The organism is Chloroflexota bacterium, from assembly GCA_009840625.1.
GTDB lineage: Bacteria > Chloroflexota > UBA11872 > UBA11872 > VXNJ01 > VXNJ01.
This window is the reverse complement of sequence record VXNJ01000017.1, coordinates 1-15,561: the sequence shown is the minus strand read 5'-3', so window position 1 is coordinate 15,561 and position 15,561 is coordinate 1. Positions and strand designations below refer to the sequence as shown.

General features: G+C 62.2%; 13 protein-coding genes. 9 read left to right on the top strand and 4 right to left on the bottom strand.

The annotated features are described in order from the left end of the window. The first annotated feature begins 266 nt into the window (after positions 1 to 266). From F4X41_09385 to F4X41_09355, 7 genes are all read left to right on the top strand, one after another. A complete protein-coding gene (locus tag F4X41_09385) occupies positions 267 to 923 on the top strand; it encodes a TetR/AcrR family transcriptional regulator (GenBank protein MYB17221.1) in 657 nt (218 codons plus the stop codon). Positions 924 to 1,227: 304 nt separating this feature from the next. After that, positions 1,228 to 2,310: an amino acid ABC transporter substrate-binding protein gene (locus tag F4X41_09380; GenBank protein ID MYB17220.1), complete on the top strand. Its 1,083-nt coding sequence runs from the start codon at positions 1,228 to 1,230 to the stop codon at positions 2,308 to 2,310. 79 nt (positions 2,311 to 2,389) lie between these two features. Next, entirely contained in the window at positions 2,390 to 3,556 is a 1,167-nt protein-coding gene (locus F4X41_09375; protein ID MYB17219.1) for an ABC transporter permease subunit, read from the top strand. After that, positions 3,553 to 4,905 carry an amino acid ABC transporter permease gene (locus F4X41_09370; protein ID MYB17218.1) on the top strand — a complete coding sequence of 451 codons (1,353 nt, stop codon included), beginning with the start codon at positions 3,553 to 3,555 and terminating at the stop codon, positions 4,903 to 4,905. Before F4X41_09375 ends, F4X41_09370 begins: the two co-directional genes overlap by 4 nt. A 37-nt stretch (positions 4,906 to 4,942) precedes the next feature. Then, positions 4,943 to 5,671: an amino acid ABC transporter ATP-binding protein gene (locus F4X41_09365; GenBank protein MYB17217.1), complete on the top strand. Its 729-nt coding sequence runs from the start codon at positions 4,943 to 4,945 to the stop codon at positions 5,669 to 5,671. A 147-nt stretch (positions 5,672 to 5,818) separates the two neighbouring features. Further along, on the top strand, positions 5,819 to 6,256 hold the full coding sequence (locus tag F4X41_09360) for an NfeD family protein (protein MYB17216.1): 438 nt from the start codon (positions 5,819 to 5,821) through the stop codon (positions 6,254 to 6,256). 13 nt (positions 6,257 to 6,269) lie between these two features. After that, positions 6,270 to 7,220, top strand: a complete 951-nt coding sequence (locus F4X41_09355) for a paraslipin (protein ID MYB17215.1) — start codon at positions 6,270 to 6,272, stop codon at positions 7,218 to 7,220. Between the two features lie 122 nt (positions 7,221 to 7,342). On the opposite strand, the gene F4X41_09350 is transcribed toward F4X41_09355, so the two are convergent. The 4 genes from F4X41_09350 to F4X41_09335 form a co-directional block, all read right to left on the bottom strand. Then, positions 7,343 to 8,371 (bottom strand): ABC transporter substrate-binding protein, encoded by a 1,029-nt coding sequence (locus tag F4X41_09350; GenBank protein MYB17214.1) that lies wholly within the window; start codon positions 8,369 to 8,371, stop codon positions 7,343 to 7,345. Positions 8,372 to 8,488: 117 nt separating this feature from the next. After that, on the bottom strand, positions 8,489 to 9,394 hold the full coding sequence (locus tag F4X41_09345; protein ID MYB17213.1) for an ABC transporter permease subunit: 906 nt from the start codon (positions 9,392 to 9,394) through the stop codon (positions 8,489 to 8,491). Positions 9,395 to 9,555: 161 nt separating this feature from the next. Continuing rightward, a complete protein-coding gene (locus F4X41_09340; protein ID MYB17212.1) occupies positions 9,556 to 10,752 on the bottom strand; it encodes a glycine betaine/L-proline ABC transporter ATP-binding protein in 1,197 nt (398 codons plus the stop codon). 76 nt (positions 10,753 to 10,828) lie between these two features. Then, a complete protein-coding gene (locus tag F4X41_09335; protein ID MYB17211.1) occupies positions 10,829 to 11,977 on the bottom strand; it encodes an IS200/IS605 family element transposase accessory protein TnpB in 1,149 nt (382 codons plus the stop codon). A 370-nt stretch (positions 11,978 to 12,347) separates the two neighbouring features. On the opposite strand from F4X41_09335, the gene F4X41_09330 reads away from it, so the two are divergent. Together F4X41_09330 and F4X41_09325 are read left to right on the top strand one after the other, a co-directional pair. Continuing rightward, positions 12,348 to 13,178 (top strand): class I SAM-dependent methyltransferase, encoded by an 831-nt coding sequence (locus F4X41_09330; protein MYB17210.1) that lies wholly within the window; start codon positions 12,348 to 12,350, stop codon positions 13,176 to 13,178. A 158-nt stretch (positions 13,179 to 13,336) separates the two neighbouring features. Next, positions 13,337 to 15,397, top strand: coding sequence for an ABC transporter substrate-binding protein (locus F4X41_09325; protein ID MYB17209.1), 2,061 nt, complete (start codon positions 13,337 to 13,339; stop codon positions 15,395 to 15,397). The last annotated feature ends 164 nt before the right edge of the window (positions 15,398 to 15,561 follow it).

The window sequence follows — 15,561 nt, the reverse complement described above, 5'->3', positions numbered from 1 at the left end:
TAATGCGTCCGCCGCGCGTCGAACACGACATCAAACTCGACCGCTACCAAGCAATGGCTTATTCGCGACGCGCACGCCGAAATGTCCGCGACCTACAGGTTGGACGAGTCCGGCGAGATACTTTGCGGCGCAAATGATTTCGACGGGCCGGCGCCAGTTGGTCGACTAGAACTGGATGCAATAACGGTACGTACTACTTATTGAGCAGGCGCGAAAGTAGCCGCATAATCCGTTTTTCAATTGGCACCGAAAGTAGACAGGCGTCGATGCCAGCACACGGATCAAACGAACCCGTGGGCAACAGGACTCCGCGTCGTCGCAGCGGAACCGAACTGACGACGCAACGGATATTGGACGCGGCGGCGGCCGAATTCATCGAGAGCGGTTACGACAGAACCCGTATAAGTTCCGTTGCCCGCCGCGCCGGGCTAACGCCGGGCGCGGTTTATGCGCGGTGGCAAGACAAAAGCGAATTGATGGCGGCGACGCTGGACCACATATTCGAGAAGATCCTCCCAGGGACCCTTCTCGCGGATTCAAAAATTGAAAACACGTCAGCGCGGGTGGCGCTTCACGCGCTAGGCAAACAACTACTGGAACCCGATGGGTTACCCCACGTAATGGTGAACGTTTTTGCGGGCGCTCGCAACAACCCAGACCTGCAATCTCGCTTGCAGGCATTTCTCAATAAAGAGGCCGGGCAATTGGAGCGGCTGATTGAGGCCGGCAAGGAGAGCGGCACGTTCGATCCCGGCGTCAGCACGCCGGCGCTCACATTCCTGTGCCAATCGCTCGGGTTGGGCACCGAACTGTTGCAGGGCGGCGGATTGGATGAACGCCACGTCCCGTCAGCGGAGCAATGGAGCGATCTGATCGACCGGTTCCTGCCTGCTCTGGACCCTCCGGGCGACCCTTCGGAATGAAGCCGCCGCTGCCGACCGCAATCGGCAAAGAAACGTCTAATCAAGCCGGCTCTGAATGAGATGGCGGTCCTGGACTGCCTGATTGGCGCGCGGACCCTTTAGGCGCAGATCAACGCAGGAATCAATTCCGGGAAGAATTCGGCGCCACCCGGCACATATAGATTGTGCTGCAAATAACAGAGTGTGTTATTAATAATTGTTGGCGCAACGTCGCGCCGACGATATTGTGGCCTTCGCTAGGCTGGCCGCTGTTCGGCGGCGGAGCGCTTAAGGCCAGCAAGAGTCTTTATGGAAAGGAAACTGCATGGGAATCCGAACAAGAATCCTAGCCGGCCTCCTAATGGTCCTGGCAATGACCGTACTTGTGGCGTGCGACCTGGAGCTGGGTGGTGGCGACGAGGAAGAGGCTCGCGGAAGCACCCTCGACGAGATCATCGATCGTGGGAATCTGGTCTGCGGGATCAAAGCCGATACGCCCGGGTTCGGAGTTCTGAACCCTGACGGCACCGCCGTTGGCAACGACGTCGAATACTGCCGCGCACTTGCCGCTGCGGTATTTGGCAATGCCAATCAGGTCTCGTACATCGAAGCCACTTCGGCTAACCGTTTCGAGCTGTTGGCAGCGAAGGAAATCGACGTACTCATCCGCACCACGACCTGGACCGCCAGTCGTGACGCTGATCTTGAAGTCGCCTACGCGCCGACCACCTTCTATGACGGCGCCGGCATCATGGTTAAGGCCGAAGCGGGGTTGTCCTCCGTCAACGAACTCGACGGGGCCACGATCTGCATCCTGGACGGAACTTCCACCCAGGGCGCGGTTTCTGACTACTTCGCCGAACAAGGCCTCAACTATGAAGAGCTGACCTTCCAGGCCAACCCTGAACTGCGGGCAGCCTTCATCAGCGATCAGTGCGACGCATGGTCTTCTGACAAGTCGCAGCTAGGTGGGCACCAGTTCACCTTGACCGCCGACGGCGTCAACGCAGTGGTCCTGCCCGAGACGCTCTCCAAAGAGCCGCTCGGACCGAGCGTGCGCGACTACGACTCCGAATGGGAAGACGTGGTCCGCTGGGTCGTTAACGGGATGATCATTGCCGAAGAGCAAGGCGTGACCTCGCAGAACGTCCGCCAGATGGCCGCCGCTCCGCCGAATAACACCGTCGCCCGCCTGCTGGGCGTTGGATTTGACGGCGGCGCAGCCCCCAATTTGGGCATCGGCCACGGCAAGATCCCGATTACGTTTATGCAATCGGTGATCGAACAGGTCGGAAACTACGGCGAAGCTTACGCCCGCACTCTCGAGCGGGTCGGCCTCACTCGCGCCGGGTCGCTGAACGACTCGTACGTGAACGGTGGCCTGATCTACTCGCCGCCAATGCGGTAAATCCGGTCTCTGATCTGAAACAATGGACGGGTGGGTCTAGCCCACCCGTCCATTCCTTTTAAAGCGCGCGGCTATCCACTTGAAGCAGCCCCTGGCCGAACTCTGGTACCGGCGGCGTTCGCGCTATCTGCTAGTCAACACGGTCGTCGGGGTGGGCGCCGCCGCGGTGGCACTTTACTTTGCTTATTCGATCGCCACCAATTTCTTCGACTTTGATTTCCTGTTCGGCCCATACGGAAGCCCCGACCGGACCTCGATAGTCCCCTTCCTCAACGTTGAAGCCAGCGACCCGCGCTGGATAGGCATGCTCAAGGGCGCCGGCAACACGATCTCGGTGGTGCTTTTCGCGATCGCCGCCTCTTCGCTCCTGGGGCTTCTGGTAGGCGTGGCCCGACTTTCGGGCAACCCGCTGGTTAACCGCATGGGCCTAGTCTACGTCGAACTCTTCCGCAATCTGCCGCTGCTGCTGATCATGTTCTTCTTCGCCTTTGCCGCCTTCCGGGCCCTGCCGCGAATCGAGGAGGAGCTGGGCGTGGGCAGGCTGCTCTACATCTCCAACCGGGGCATCGCCATTCCCTGGCTGCAGACCGACAACCAGTTCTGGTGGGTCTGGTTGATTGCGGTGGTGGTGGCCGGGGTCGTCGGCTGGCAGGTCCGCAAACGGCGCGACCAGCGCGAGGCCGAGACCGGCGAGAGTCTGCGGCCCAACAGTTGGGGACTGGGGCTATTCACCGGAATCGCCCTGGTCGCATACCTCGGCCTGCTGATGCCGATTCGGCCCGATCTTCCCAGCGTGACCGTGTCCGAAGCGGGGTTCTTCGGCTACACCGGCGGCAATCTGCTGGGCCTGGGTTACATCAGCGCCCTGATTTCGCTCACCCTCTACTTCAGCGCGTTCATTGCCGAAATAGTGCGCGGATCGATCCAGGCGGTGCACCACGGGCAGACCGAGGCCTCGGCTTCGCTGGGACTGACCGCCTATCAGCGGTTCACCCTGATCATCCTCCCGCAGGCCCTGCGCATCATGATCCCGGCCCTGAACAACGAGTTCCAGAACGCCAACAAGGACTCCACCCTGGCGCATGCGATCGCCTACGGCGAGATCGTCCTGATCTCGAACCGGATCGTTAACAACTCCGGCAATCTGCTGCAGACGTACGCCTTCATATTCGTCGTCTTCGTCACGACCAACCTGATCATCTCGTTCATCATGAACACCATCAACCGGAACGTGCAGATCAAGTGACGCGCGACATCCCGGTACAGACATCGATCGCGCGCGGCCTGCGCTGGTCACGCGAGAACCTGTTCAACTCGCGCGGGAATTCGATACTGACGATTGCCGCCCTGCTGGTGGCGGCGGTGCTCGGATTCGTGGTACTCAGGTTCGTCCTTTTCGACGCCAACTGGGGCCTCGTGGCGATAAACCGCAAGCTTTTCTTCGTCGGCAGCTACCCGGCCGACGAGGCGTACCGGATCTGGATCGTGGTGTTCTTCGGCGCCGCCCTGGCCGCGCTCACCTACGGGGTCTGGGTCGGACACCTGCGTCCCTACCTGCTAACGGTCGGGATCGTGGCCGTAATCATCCTCACCTTCGGCCTGGGACTCGAATTCCAGATCCAGGAGTTCGAGTTCACCGATACGATCGAATCCGGCGGACAGACCACGGTCGTGACCGGTATCGACCGTCAATTGATCCAATCGGGGGGCTGGGCGCCGGGCTGGCTTTACGCGCTCTCGTTCGGCCTAGCGGTGCCCTTCGGGGGCCCATGGCTGCTGCTGGCGGGGGTTTTTGCAGTAATGGCCGGTGGCGCGATCGTTGGCCGAGAACTCGCCCGCTGGCGCCACAGCCCGATCCTGCGCCAGGCGTTCGGGGCCGCCTGGGTGCTGCTTATCCCGCTGGTGGTGGTTCTGCAGATCGGAATTTCCACCCTCCACTGGGAAAGCGTCCTGCTGGATTTCGTGGTCTTTGCCGTCGGCGGATTCTTCTCGTTCGTGATCGGGCTGTTTCTGGCCCTGGGCCGGTTCTCCCCGTTTCGGGCGATCCGGATTGCGTCGGTCGGATACATCGAGACCGTCCGCGCCGCGCCGCTGCTGGTCTGGTTGCTGTTCGCAACCTTCCTGCAGGACGAGCTCGGTCCGATCGGAGTGGCTTTCTCGAGCATCGACCTGGTTTTCCGGGTCATGTTCGTGTTCGCCTTCTTCGGTGGCGCCTACATCGCCGAGGTGGTGCGCGGCGGACTGCAATCAATACCGCGCGGGCAGTTCGAAGCCGCCGACGCGGTCGGATTGAACGCCACCCAGAAATACGCGTTCATCATCCTGCCGCAGGCGATCAAGGCGGTGATTCCAGCAATCATCGGCCGATTCATCGCGCTTTGGAAGGACACCGCCCTGCTGGCGGCGATATCGCTGGTCAATACCCTGGAAAAGGCCAAGAAGGTCTTGGCCGGCCAGTCCGACATCGCTGAGGGCGCATTCTTCGAGGTTTACCTGATCGTTGCACTCATTTACTGGGTCGTCTCTTACCTGCTTTCGCGGCTGGGCAGCGCCGCCGAATCACGCCTGGGCGAGAGCCCGCGCCAAACCCGCTGACCGGGAGGAACCAATGGCACATCAACTGGGAGAGGAAATCGTCCGCCTGGAAGGCGTGGTCAAGCGCTTCGGGGACTTTACCGCCCTAAACGGGGTAGATGTCTCGATCCGTGAGCGCGAGGTGGTGGTGATCATCGGCCCTTCGGGTTCGGGCAAGTCGACCCTTTTGCGCACCATCAACCAGCTCGAACGCCACGACGAAGGTCGGATCGTCGTCGACGGCACCGAACTGACCGACGACGCGCGCACGCTGACCAAGATCCGCACCGAGACCGGGATGGTGTTTCAGTCCTTTAATCTGTTCCCGCACCTGACGGTCCTGCGCAACATCACCCTGGCGCCGCAGAAAGTCCGGCACATGCCGCAGCGCGAGGCCGAGGACCTGGCCCGGAGCTTGCTGGAGCGCGTCGGCATCCCCGAGCAGGCCGAAAAATTTCCCGGACAACTCTCCGGCGGACAGCAACAGCGGGTGGCGATTGCCCGGGCGTTGGCGATGAACCCCAAGGTCATGATGTTCGACGAACCGACCTCGGCGCTCGATCCGGAGATGATCAACGAAGTCTTAAGGGCAATGGAAGAGCTCTCTGAATCGGGGATGACGATGATCTGCGTCACTCACGAGATGGGTTTTGCCCGCAACGTCGCCGACCGGGTCATCTTCATGGACGAGGGCGAGATCGTGGAGATCGGGACCGCCGAGCAGTTCTTCAATAACCCGAAACGCCGCCGAACCAAGCTTTTCCTGGATCAGATCCTGACCCACTAAGCGGCCCGGCCGGGGTTGGCGCCCGGGTCGTCGCTGGCACCGGAGCGAAGCTGCCAAAATCAATTGGGCCGCGTGTCCGCATGGAGTGCGGGCACGGTTGAGCCGCCCGCTACCGTCTAAAGATCGAAAGGCGCAACCGCTTAAACCGTGCCGTGGTGGGGATGGATAACGCTTGGCGGCCTGCTGCTGATCGCGGAGCTGGTCGGCGGCGGTGCCCTTTACCTGCTGTTTGTCGGCATTGCGGCGATCCTGGTCGGAATCCTGGTCGTGCTGGCGAGCGACCTGCCATTCTGGGCCCACTGGCCGATTTTTGCGGTCCTGGCGCTGGCGCTGCTGGTCGGCTTGCGCCGCCATGCCCACGAGCGGATCAACCGCAGCGGCGGATTTGAGGCAATCACCGGCGAGCACGCATTCGTGATCGACGAGATCGCCCCGGCGGGTTACGGCCAGGCGAGCTTGCGCGGCGCCAAATGGGAGGCCCACAATCTCGGCTCGAGCACCCTGACCGACGGGCAGAGGGTCCGCGTCGAGCGGGTTGACGGTCTGACCCTACACCTTCGCGCCGAAGACGAAACGACGCCATAAGGAGCCAATGTAAATGGAATTTCTACCAATCGCGGTTTTCGTGCTGCTGGCATTGGTGGTGATCATTGTCATCGCCAAGACCGCCATCATCGTCCCGCAACAGTCGGCCTACGTGATCGAAATGCTGGGACGCTACCGCACGACCTACCAGGCCGGTTTCTATGTCCTGATCCCATTCATCCAGCGGGTCGCCTACAAGCATTCGCTGAAAGAGGAAGCGGTCGACATTCCCGAGCAGATCTGCATCACGCGCGACAACGTTCAGGTCGGGGTTGACGGGGTCATCTACATGCAGATCCTCGATGCCCGCCTGGCTTCGTACGGGATAACCAACTACCGGTTCGCGATCTCCCAGCTCGCCCAAACCACCCTGCGTAGCGAGGTCGGAAAACTCGACCTAGACCGCACGTTCGAGGAGCGCGCCGCGATCAACGCGTCGGTGGTGGCCGAACTGGACAAGGCATCCGACGCCTGGGGAGTTAAGGTGCTGCGCTATGAAATCCGCAACATCAACCCGCCCGGCGACGTCCTGGGGGCGATGGAAAAGCAGATGCGGGCCGAGCGCGAAAAACGCGCCACCGTCTTGACCTCGGAAGGCGAACGCGATGCGGTGATTAACGCCGCCGAGGGCGCCAAACAGCGGGTCGTGCTCGAGTCGGAGGCCGCCCGTCAGCAGCAGATAAACGAGGCTGAAGGCGAAGCCCAGGCCATTCTTTCGATTGCCAACGCCACTGCCGACGGGCTGCGCGCGATCGCGGCATCGGTTGCCGCACCGGGCGGCGAGGACGCTTTACGGCTGCGAATCGCCGAACAGTACGTTGGCGAATTCGGCAAGCTGGCCCAACGCGGCAACACATTCGTGGTCCCGGCCAACATGACCGACCTGGCCTCGATGATCACGCTGGCAACCTCGATGATCAAGAACGACGGGGCAAACACCGAAGAAGCTCCGCGGGACGGCTAGGGAGCGGGCTTCCGCAAACCTTCGACCTCCGGGCCGCAAACCGATCCGGGCCGCGCCGGGACTAACCGGACGGCGAACGCGCGCAAACCGAAACCGGCCCCGCCCGCAATGGGAAGGCTGAGTTATTCGGTCGGCCAGCCCTCCGCAACTTCGGATTCGGCCAGGGCCGCCGAGATTTTTTCGGCCGCTTCCTCGGTCACCCAGCCAGACCAGACTTCGACGTTGTTGTTGAGCCACCAGAGGGCGGTATCGTTGATGCTCACGCCCTCGTTCTGGCGACGCCACTTGCCAACCGCGTCGTAACGCTCGATGTTCATGTCCCACGCCCGGAGCACTGCGACAACATCAGGGGCGGCGGCGAATAAATCCGGGTGGACCGCGATCAGGATAGTCGCCGGCTCGTAGGCGCAGGCCTTGGTGGTAAACCAGCACTCGTCGCTGTAGGGCGGCTCCTCCAGCAGGGCCAGTTCCAGTTCCACCGCCGGGTCGTTGGTGCCCCACTGGTAACCCAGCCAGGGTTCGCCTCGCTCGTAGGCGCCGTACAGATCGGCGTTGGCGGCCGCGCCATCGCCGGGATTGATGATGTGAACGTGCTCGGAGAGGCCGTAGCCCTCGATCTGCTGCGCGTTAACTTCCTCGCACGCCCAGCCGATGACGCACGAGACCAGTCGCGCCTTGCCGCCGGTTTCGGCGGTGGAGAACAGTTCCTTGAACCGTTCTTCCTTAAGGTCCTCGATGCTGTCCAGGTCCGGGTACTGCTCCTGCAGGTATTTGGGAATGACAAAGGCCGATTGCCAGTCTTCGCCCAAGCTTGCGCCCACCGAAACGACCTCGCCGGCGGCCTGGGCCTCCATCCAGGGCTCATCCTGATTGGGCAGCCAGATCTCCATGGTCACGTGGCTGTCGCCGCGGCGCAGGCCCTGGAAAAGCGGCAGCGTTCCCCCGAACACCACGTCGGTCGGGTAGTCGTAGCCCTTTTCCAGGATGTACTGGGCCACCCGGTTCTGGAACTGGGCGCTGGTCCAGTTCAGGTCGGAGAAAATGACGGTCTGCTTTTGGTCCTCTGACTCGGTCAACTCGCACCCGACTAGCGCCACCGACATCAGCATTAGCAGCGCAAGGGCAAATATCCGTGTTTTTGCAAATTTCAAGTTCCGGCTTCCGATCGGTCGGGGGATGGATTCGTAAGGGTCGAAGCCATCAATCGCCACCCACCATCATCACATTAGGCCCGGCGCAGACCCTGCGCCGCCGATGTGGCAAGGCAATCAACCGACGCTCATCGGTCCCTGCCGGGCGCCGGCGACGGCCTGGGTCAACCGGTCGATGATGATGGCCATGAACACGATCGCCAGGCCGGCCAGCAATCCGTTGCCGGGCTCGTTTTTCTGCAGCGCCCGGTTAACGTTGTCGCCCAAGCCGCCGGCCGCCACCAGGCTGGCGATCGTCACCATCGCCAGCGCCATCATGGTTGTCTGGTTGATGCCGGCCATGATGGTCGGCAGGGCGATCGGAATCTGTACCTTGGTCAGGATCTGCAGCGGCGAGGAGCCGAACGCGCGCGCGGCCTCGACCGTCTCGGCCGAAACCTGGCGGATGCCCAGGTTGGTGAGGCGGATGACCGGCGGCACGGCATAGATGATCGTGGCGAAAACCCCGGCCGGTTTGCCCAGGCCGAAGAAAAGGATGCCGGGCAGCAGGTAGACGAAGCTGGGCATCGTTTGCATGCCGTCCAGAATCGGGCGCATGATGCTGTCGGCGATGCCGGAGCGCGCCCCGAGCACGCCCAGCGGCAGGCCGATCGCCACCGCCACCGCGACCGATACGGCCATCAGGGCCACGGTGTCCATGGCGTTCTCCCAGAGGTCCATCATGCCCACGAAGAAAAGGGCCAGGAGGGTGAACGAGAAAAGCGGCCAGCGCCCGACGCCGAAGGCGACCGCCGCCAAGCCGAGGATGACCACCGGCCAGGGAGTCCACTTGAGCACGACTTCGATGTTGACCAGGGCGAACGTCACCGCGGCGCTGATCCCGTCGAAGAACCACGCGCCTTCGCGGGTTATCCAGTCGAATCCGTCGTCGATCGCGCGGCTGGTCACATCGCGCACGGTTTCACCGAGCACGAGCGTACCGTCGCTCGATGTCCGGCTCCCGACGTCGGTCGGAAACCCCATTTCCGGCCCCCAGATCGCCAGCGAAATCACCAGCACCAGCCCGAGCGCGACGAATCCGGCCAGCCAGCGGTGCAGGACCGGGAGCCCGCTGAAATCGAGGCGCTGCGCCAGCCGGGCCGGGGCAGTTTCGCCGGTGGGTGCTTGATTCATGGTTACCGGTCCTAGGGTGGGGCGGTTGCAAGGGCGGCCAGAAGAACCAGGCGGTGGATCTCACCGACCAGGCGTTCGTCGTCATCAACCACAGCTACCGGGCGTTCGGAGCGGGCCGCCAGGGTAATGATCGACTCCACCGGGGCGCTTGCGGAGACGCGAGCGACATCGGTCGTCGGGATTCCGGCAAGCGATTCCCGGTCTCCCCGCGCGCAATCGGCCAAGCTGGACCTGCTCACCAAGCCGCGCAGGCGTGCATCGGTCCCGACCAAATAAGCGGCGTCAAATCCGCGGTCGTCCATCATTCGCAGCGCCGCGGACGGCGCCAGGTCCTCCTTGAGCAACGCCCTCGGCTCCCGCATGATCGCCCGCGCCGGGATGACCTTGGCCCGCGATACGTCGCGCACGAACTCGCGCACGTATCCGCCGGACGGCCGGGTCACGATCTGCTCCGGAGTTCCCAGCTGGATGATCTCGCCGTCGCGCATGATGGCTATCCGATCGCCGAGCTTGAGCGCCTCATTAAGGTCATGGGTTATGAAGACGATCGTCTTGCGCATGTTTTTCTGCAGGTCGAGCAATTCGTCCTGCATCTCGCGCCGGATCAGCGGATCGAGCCCGCTGAAGGGTTCGTCCATCAGCAGGATCTGCGGGTCCACCGCCAGGGCCCGGGCCAAGCCGACCCGCTGCTGCATGCCCCCGCTCATCTCGCGCGGGTAGTAATCCTCCCAGCCGTCGAGGCCCACGGTTTCGATCGCCCTGGCGGCCAGGTCGTAGCGCGAATCCCGGTCCATGCCCTGAACTTCCAGGCCGTAGGCGACGTTGTCTAGGACCCGGCGGTGCGGCAGCAGCGAGTAGTGCTGGAAGACCATCGCCATCTTTTCGCGCCGGAACCGGAGCAACTCGCCGCCTTCCAGGGCGCCGATATCTTCCCCATCGAAAAGGATTCGGCCGCGGTCGGAATCGATCAGTCGGATCAGGCAGCGCACCAGGGTCGATTTGCCGCTGCCGGACAGCCCCATCACCACGAATATCTCACCGGGGCGAACGCCGAAGGACACGTTGCGGAGCGCCAGTACGATTCCCAGTTCGGACTGGATGTCGGACCGGCTCTTGGACCGGTATTCGGGGGTGAATACCCGCTCGGACGTATTGCCGAAGCACTTCCACAAACCGTCGACCTCGATCAGGTTTGTCGGTTGGTGCATTGAGGCCCTTTGCCCGGTTGCGAAACCCAATTACTGGGGCTTATATACCTAGGTCGGAAAACCAACCGGCACATATTCACGCCGTCTCACCGACGGCCGGGGGAATAACCCCACCCCCGAGAGCTTTATTCAGGATATTGATCGCTGCGTTGTGATCGCGGTCCAGCACCAGTCCGCAGCCGCAAATGTGCATCCTTTCCTGCAAGCTCTTTTGCACCTTCGCTCCGCAGCCCGAGCAGAGTTGCGAGGTGTCCCTGGGATCAACGAATACGAGCTCTCTGCCGGCCCACGCTGCCTTGTAGACGAGCTGACTTACGATTCGTCCCCAGGTTTGTTCCAAGATTGCGCGGTTGAGACTACGTTTTCTTGCACCGCCCGATCTGATCATATTTCGCTTGTCCAGGTCCTCTAGGGCGATAAAGCCGTGGCGGCGCACGATAGCGGTGGTGATCTCATGGCACCGGCCGCGGTCCCGGACCCTTGCCCGGTCGTGGGCGTTGGCCAGAATCCTCCGGCGCTTGCGATACCTTCGACTTCCCTTCTTGCACGCCGACAGCCTCCGCTGTTTGCCGGTAATCTCCTCGCGGTCCGGCCGGCGGCGCTCCACCTTCCGCCCGTCGCTGGTGGTAATGCGCGACAGGACACCCAAGTCCAGCCCGACCCTGGCGCGGTTGTATGGCAGTGGTTTCATATCAACCGCGTAGATAAGATTTACGCCGACGCGGCGGCCCTTGAAAGTGATGTGGATGGACTTGATGTCATCCGACGACGGCAATTCACGCTTTGTCCGCAGCCTAATTTCGGGCAGACCTTTAATCCTTACTACGTAGCCGCGCTTATCGGGTTTGATCATCCCCGGGGCTGCCTGCTCCAGCTGGATGGTGCGGTAGCGATTGCGCGGCTTAAATCTCGGATAGCCCGGTTTCTCGCCGTTTTTTGCCCGGCGGTAGAACGACTTCTTGGCCCTATCGGCCCGGCACAACACTCCACGACCCACCAAAAGCGACATGCCATACCAGAAATCATCGGCATTTCGGACTGCGGTGAAGGCCTTGAAGCGGTCGAACAGCGAATCGCTCCTGCCGGTCTCCTTGTACTGCATACGCCATGTTTCCAACTCGGCGTTGTACAGCTCCGCGCACTCGGCCAGGACCTGATTGAGGCGATCGCAGCCCTTGCGCGATACGTAGCCTCGCTGGCAAAAGGTGCGCATGGCTTTGGACATTGTCGCCGTATCACTTTTGTGCCGGAACCGTTATAAAGGTGTAAAGTATAAATCATCAGTCCGAACGACAATTGGTGAAAGTCAGCAAGGCGCTGCGCTGCCGGCCCGGGTTTAAGCCAAGCCAGCCCGGATAGCACTTCACCGCGAAGCGGCAACCATTCGCTGATGCAACCAGAAATGTGTTGCCCGGATCGAACAGGGGGTGTCTTGAACTCTGGTTTGACGCGCCCCAATTTCACCACTTGGAAAGCGCAACACCGGACAGGCGAAGTCAATTCAAAAGCAATCCGGATCGTTGTTGACGGCCCGGATCTGGCATCCAAATTGCAAAAATCTCAGCGCCGTTCCAATTAACTCTGCCGAGTCGCAAATGAGCCCGGATTCGCCTTCGGAAAGCCGCTACACCATGGGGTATGACGAGGATTTTCGCCAGCTCCTGAGGCGCCGCAGCGCCAGGACCCATGCCCGTCATCTGCTCCCCCGCCTGGAGCCCGGGCAGACCGTCCTCGATTTCGGCTGCGGTCCGGGAACGATTTCCCTCGGTCTGGCCGAAGCGGTGGATCCCGGGCATCTGCACGGAATCGATATGGAGGAGACTCAGATCGGGTTGGCCCGGTCGGCGGCCGAATCCGGCGGGCACGACAACGTCACCTTCCACGTCGGCAACGTCAACGACCTGCCGTTTGAGGACGATACCTTCGACGTGGCCCACTGCCACGCGGTGCTGATGCACATTCCGGATACATTCGCCGCCCTGGCCGAAGTGCGCCGGGTTCTCAAGCCGGGCGGCATCATCGCCTGCCGCGAGGCGATCGTTGAGTCCTCGTTCCTTGAGCCGGGTTCGGTCGAAATCGATAGGGCATGGGCCGTATTCACCAAGTTGCTGTCGGCCAACGGCGGCCACCCGCAGCTGGGCAAGGAGCTCAAGAGCGCCCTGCTGAAGGCTGGATTCGAAGAAATCCAGCCGAGCTTCTCGTTTGACAGTTTCGGGAGCGACGGAGACGTGGAATTCTTCTATGGATTCATAGTCGACTGGTTTCACTCGCCGGCGGTGGTGGAGGCGGCGATCAAGCACGGTCTCTCGACCGCGGATGAATTCGAGCGCGGCCGGGGCGCGTTGGAAGCCTGGCGGAATAGTCCGGGGGCGGTCGGCTCGATCGGATTCGGCGAATGCCTGGCCGCCAAGCCATTGGGGGCCTGACGCCGCATGCTCTGCGCCGGCCGCTCAAGAGACAGCGCCGCGAGTGCGGGTTGGACGCGCGAGCTGCGATCCGATCGGAATTTCGTTGTGATTTCGAATCGGTCGTGGCCAAGAATTAATCACGTCGAGGTCCGGATCCGCAACCCGGTTCCGCGGTCATCGCCAAACCGGGAGAACATGCATTGAAGAACCGCCTCGTCGCGTTAGCCATAGCCGGGTTGCTCGTCCTATCCAGCGCGCCGGCGGCGGCGGCTGCGCGGTGCGATTTCGTACTGGGATTTGCCGCGATAAAGACGCTTATCACGCTCTCCGAGGGCGCGGACCGGGTCGGCGCCTGCCTGGAGAACGAGCGCTTCAACCCCGCCACCGGCGAGGCCACCCAGCGAACCGAGAGCGGTCTGCTCACCTGGCGCAAGGCCGACAACTGGACCGCTTTCAGCGACGGGCAGCAAACCTGGGTTAACGGTCCCTACGGACTCCAATCGCGGCCGGACGGCGATCTGTTGGCCTGGGAAAGAATCGCCCAGTTGAACCAGAACGCCAGCGATTTCAGCTACCAGGTCGGACGCCCGGGCGGATCGATCAACTACGCCAGCATAGGCGGACCGCTGACCTTTAACCTGGCCGTATCAAAAGACACCTCGTCATCGAACGTGCTGGGTTATCTCTTCGAGGGTCTGACCGAAATCTCCTGGCTTACCAACCAGGTCGAACCGGCCCTGGCCGAGTCATGGACTCACTCCGACGACGGTCTCACCTGGACATTTAGCCTGCGCCGAGGCGTGCGCTGGCATGACGGTGAACCCTTCACCGCCCGCGACGTCGAATTCACGTTCAACCGGATCATCTACAACGACGACATTCCCGCCAGCAGCCGCGATTCGTTCACGTTCCGGTTCCTGGACCAGGAATCCGGTCAGTGGCAGGAAGCCCGGATGAGCGTGGCGGCGGTCGACGAGTACACGGTGCGCTTCGATCTGCCGGTCTCGTTCGCCCCGTTCCTGCGCGCGATGGGCACGGCGATCTACCCGCGGCACGTCCTAGAGAAATACGTCGACGAAGGCACCTTCGCCGAGGCCTGGGGCGTCGATACCGAACCGGCCGAGATCATCGGCACCGGCCCGTTCACGATCGAGAGCTACGATCCGGACGAGCAGTTGACCCTGCGGCGCAATCCCAACTATTGGCTGCGCGACGCCGCCGGCAACTCGCTGCCGTATCTGGACAGCGTCAATTTCAGATACGTTCCGGACTTCGACGCCGAACTGGAGTTGTTCCTGGCCGGCGAGGTCGACGTGCACGGGGTGCTGGGCGAGGAGTACGCCGATCTCAAGTCCCGCGAAGCAGACGGCGATTTCACAATCCACCGGCGCGGCCCAACGTTCGGGTCGACATTCCTGACTTTCAACATGAACCCGGGCCGGGATCCCGATTCCGGGCAACCCTATCTGGAGCCGAAAGTCCTGGCATGGTTCACCAACACCGAATTTCGCCGGGCCGCCGCCCACAGCATTGATCGCGACGAGATCATCGGGCAGGTGCTGAACGGGTTCGGAACCCCGCAATGGTCTTCGGTCAGCCCCTCGGCCGGCGACTTCCACAACCCCGATGTGCCTCGCTACGAATACGACCCGGCGAGGGCCGGGCAGATCCTTGACGGCCTCGGCTGGCGGGACACCGACGGCGACGGAATCCGCGAGGATTCGGCCGGCAACGAAATCGCGTTCAAGCTGGTTACCAACAAAGGCAACAGCGTGCGCGAAAGGGTCGCGGCGATCATCTCCCGGGGCCTCGCCGATATCGGGGTGCGGGCCGACGTCCAGTTGATCGAATTCAGCGACGTGGTTAAGCAGCTAACCGAAACCTACGATTGGCAGGCGACGGTTATCGGGTTCACCGGCGGCAGCGATCCCTACAGCGGCATCGGGTTGTGGCACAGCACCGGCGCATTTCACCTATGGCATCCGAAGCAGCAGCGGCCGGCCACCGATTGGGAGGCTCAGATCGACGACCTTTACGTGCGGGCCAGCCAGGAACTTGACCATGCCACGCGGGTGGCGCTATACCACCGCGCCCAGGCGATCGCCGCCGAGAACCTGCCGGTGATCTTCACCGCCAATGCGGCTCGAATGACGGCCGTGCGCAACGTATTCGGCAACACGACCGCCACGCTCTACGGGCTTTTCGACACCCGCTATCTCTTTCGAACCGGGAGCTGAAGACTTTCCCGCCGGAGCGTAACGCCGAATCGATCGGTACCGCCGCCGGAACTAGGCCAGCGCCTCTCGCAGGTGCTGGCGAGTGATGTTCCCGCCGCTCATGACCAGGGCGACCTATACCTTTTCTATAGAGCTTTATCCGTCCCGGATTCAGGGGCACGCGC

Coding starts and splice junctions, on each gene's coding strand:
- F4X41_09385 (MYB17221.1), top strand. CDS start 267: ATGCCAGCACACGGATCAAACGAACCCGTGGGCAACAGGACTCCGCGT.
- F4X41_09380 (MYB17220.1), top strand. CDS start 1,228: ATGGGAATCCGAACAAGAATCCTAGCCGGCCTCCTAATGGTCCTGGCA.
- F4X41_09340 (MYB17212.1), bottom strand. CDS start 10,752: ATGCACCAACCGACAAACCTGATCGAGGTCGACGGTTTGTGGAAGTGC.
- F4X41_09345 (MYB17213.1), bottom strand. CDS start 9,394: ATGGGGTTTCCGACCGACGTCGGGAGCCGGACATCGAGCGACGGTACG.
- F4X41_09330 (MYB17210.1), top strand. CDS start 12,348: ATGAGCCCGGATTCGCCTTCGGAAAGCCGCTACACCATGGGGTATGAC.
- F4X41_09355 (MYB17215.1), top strand. CDS start 6,270: ATGGAATTTCTACCAATCGCGGTTTTCGTGCTGCTGGCATTGGTGGTG.
- F4X41_09335 (MYB17211.1), bottom strand. CDS start 11,977: ATGTCCAAAGCCATGCGCACCTTTTGCCAGCGAGGCTACGTATCGCGC.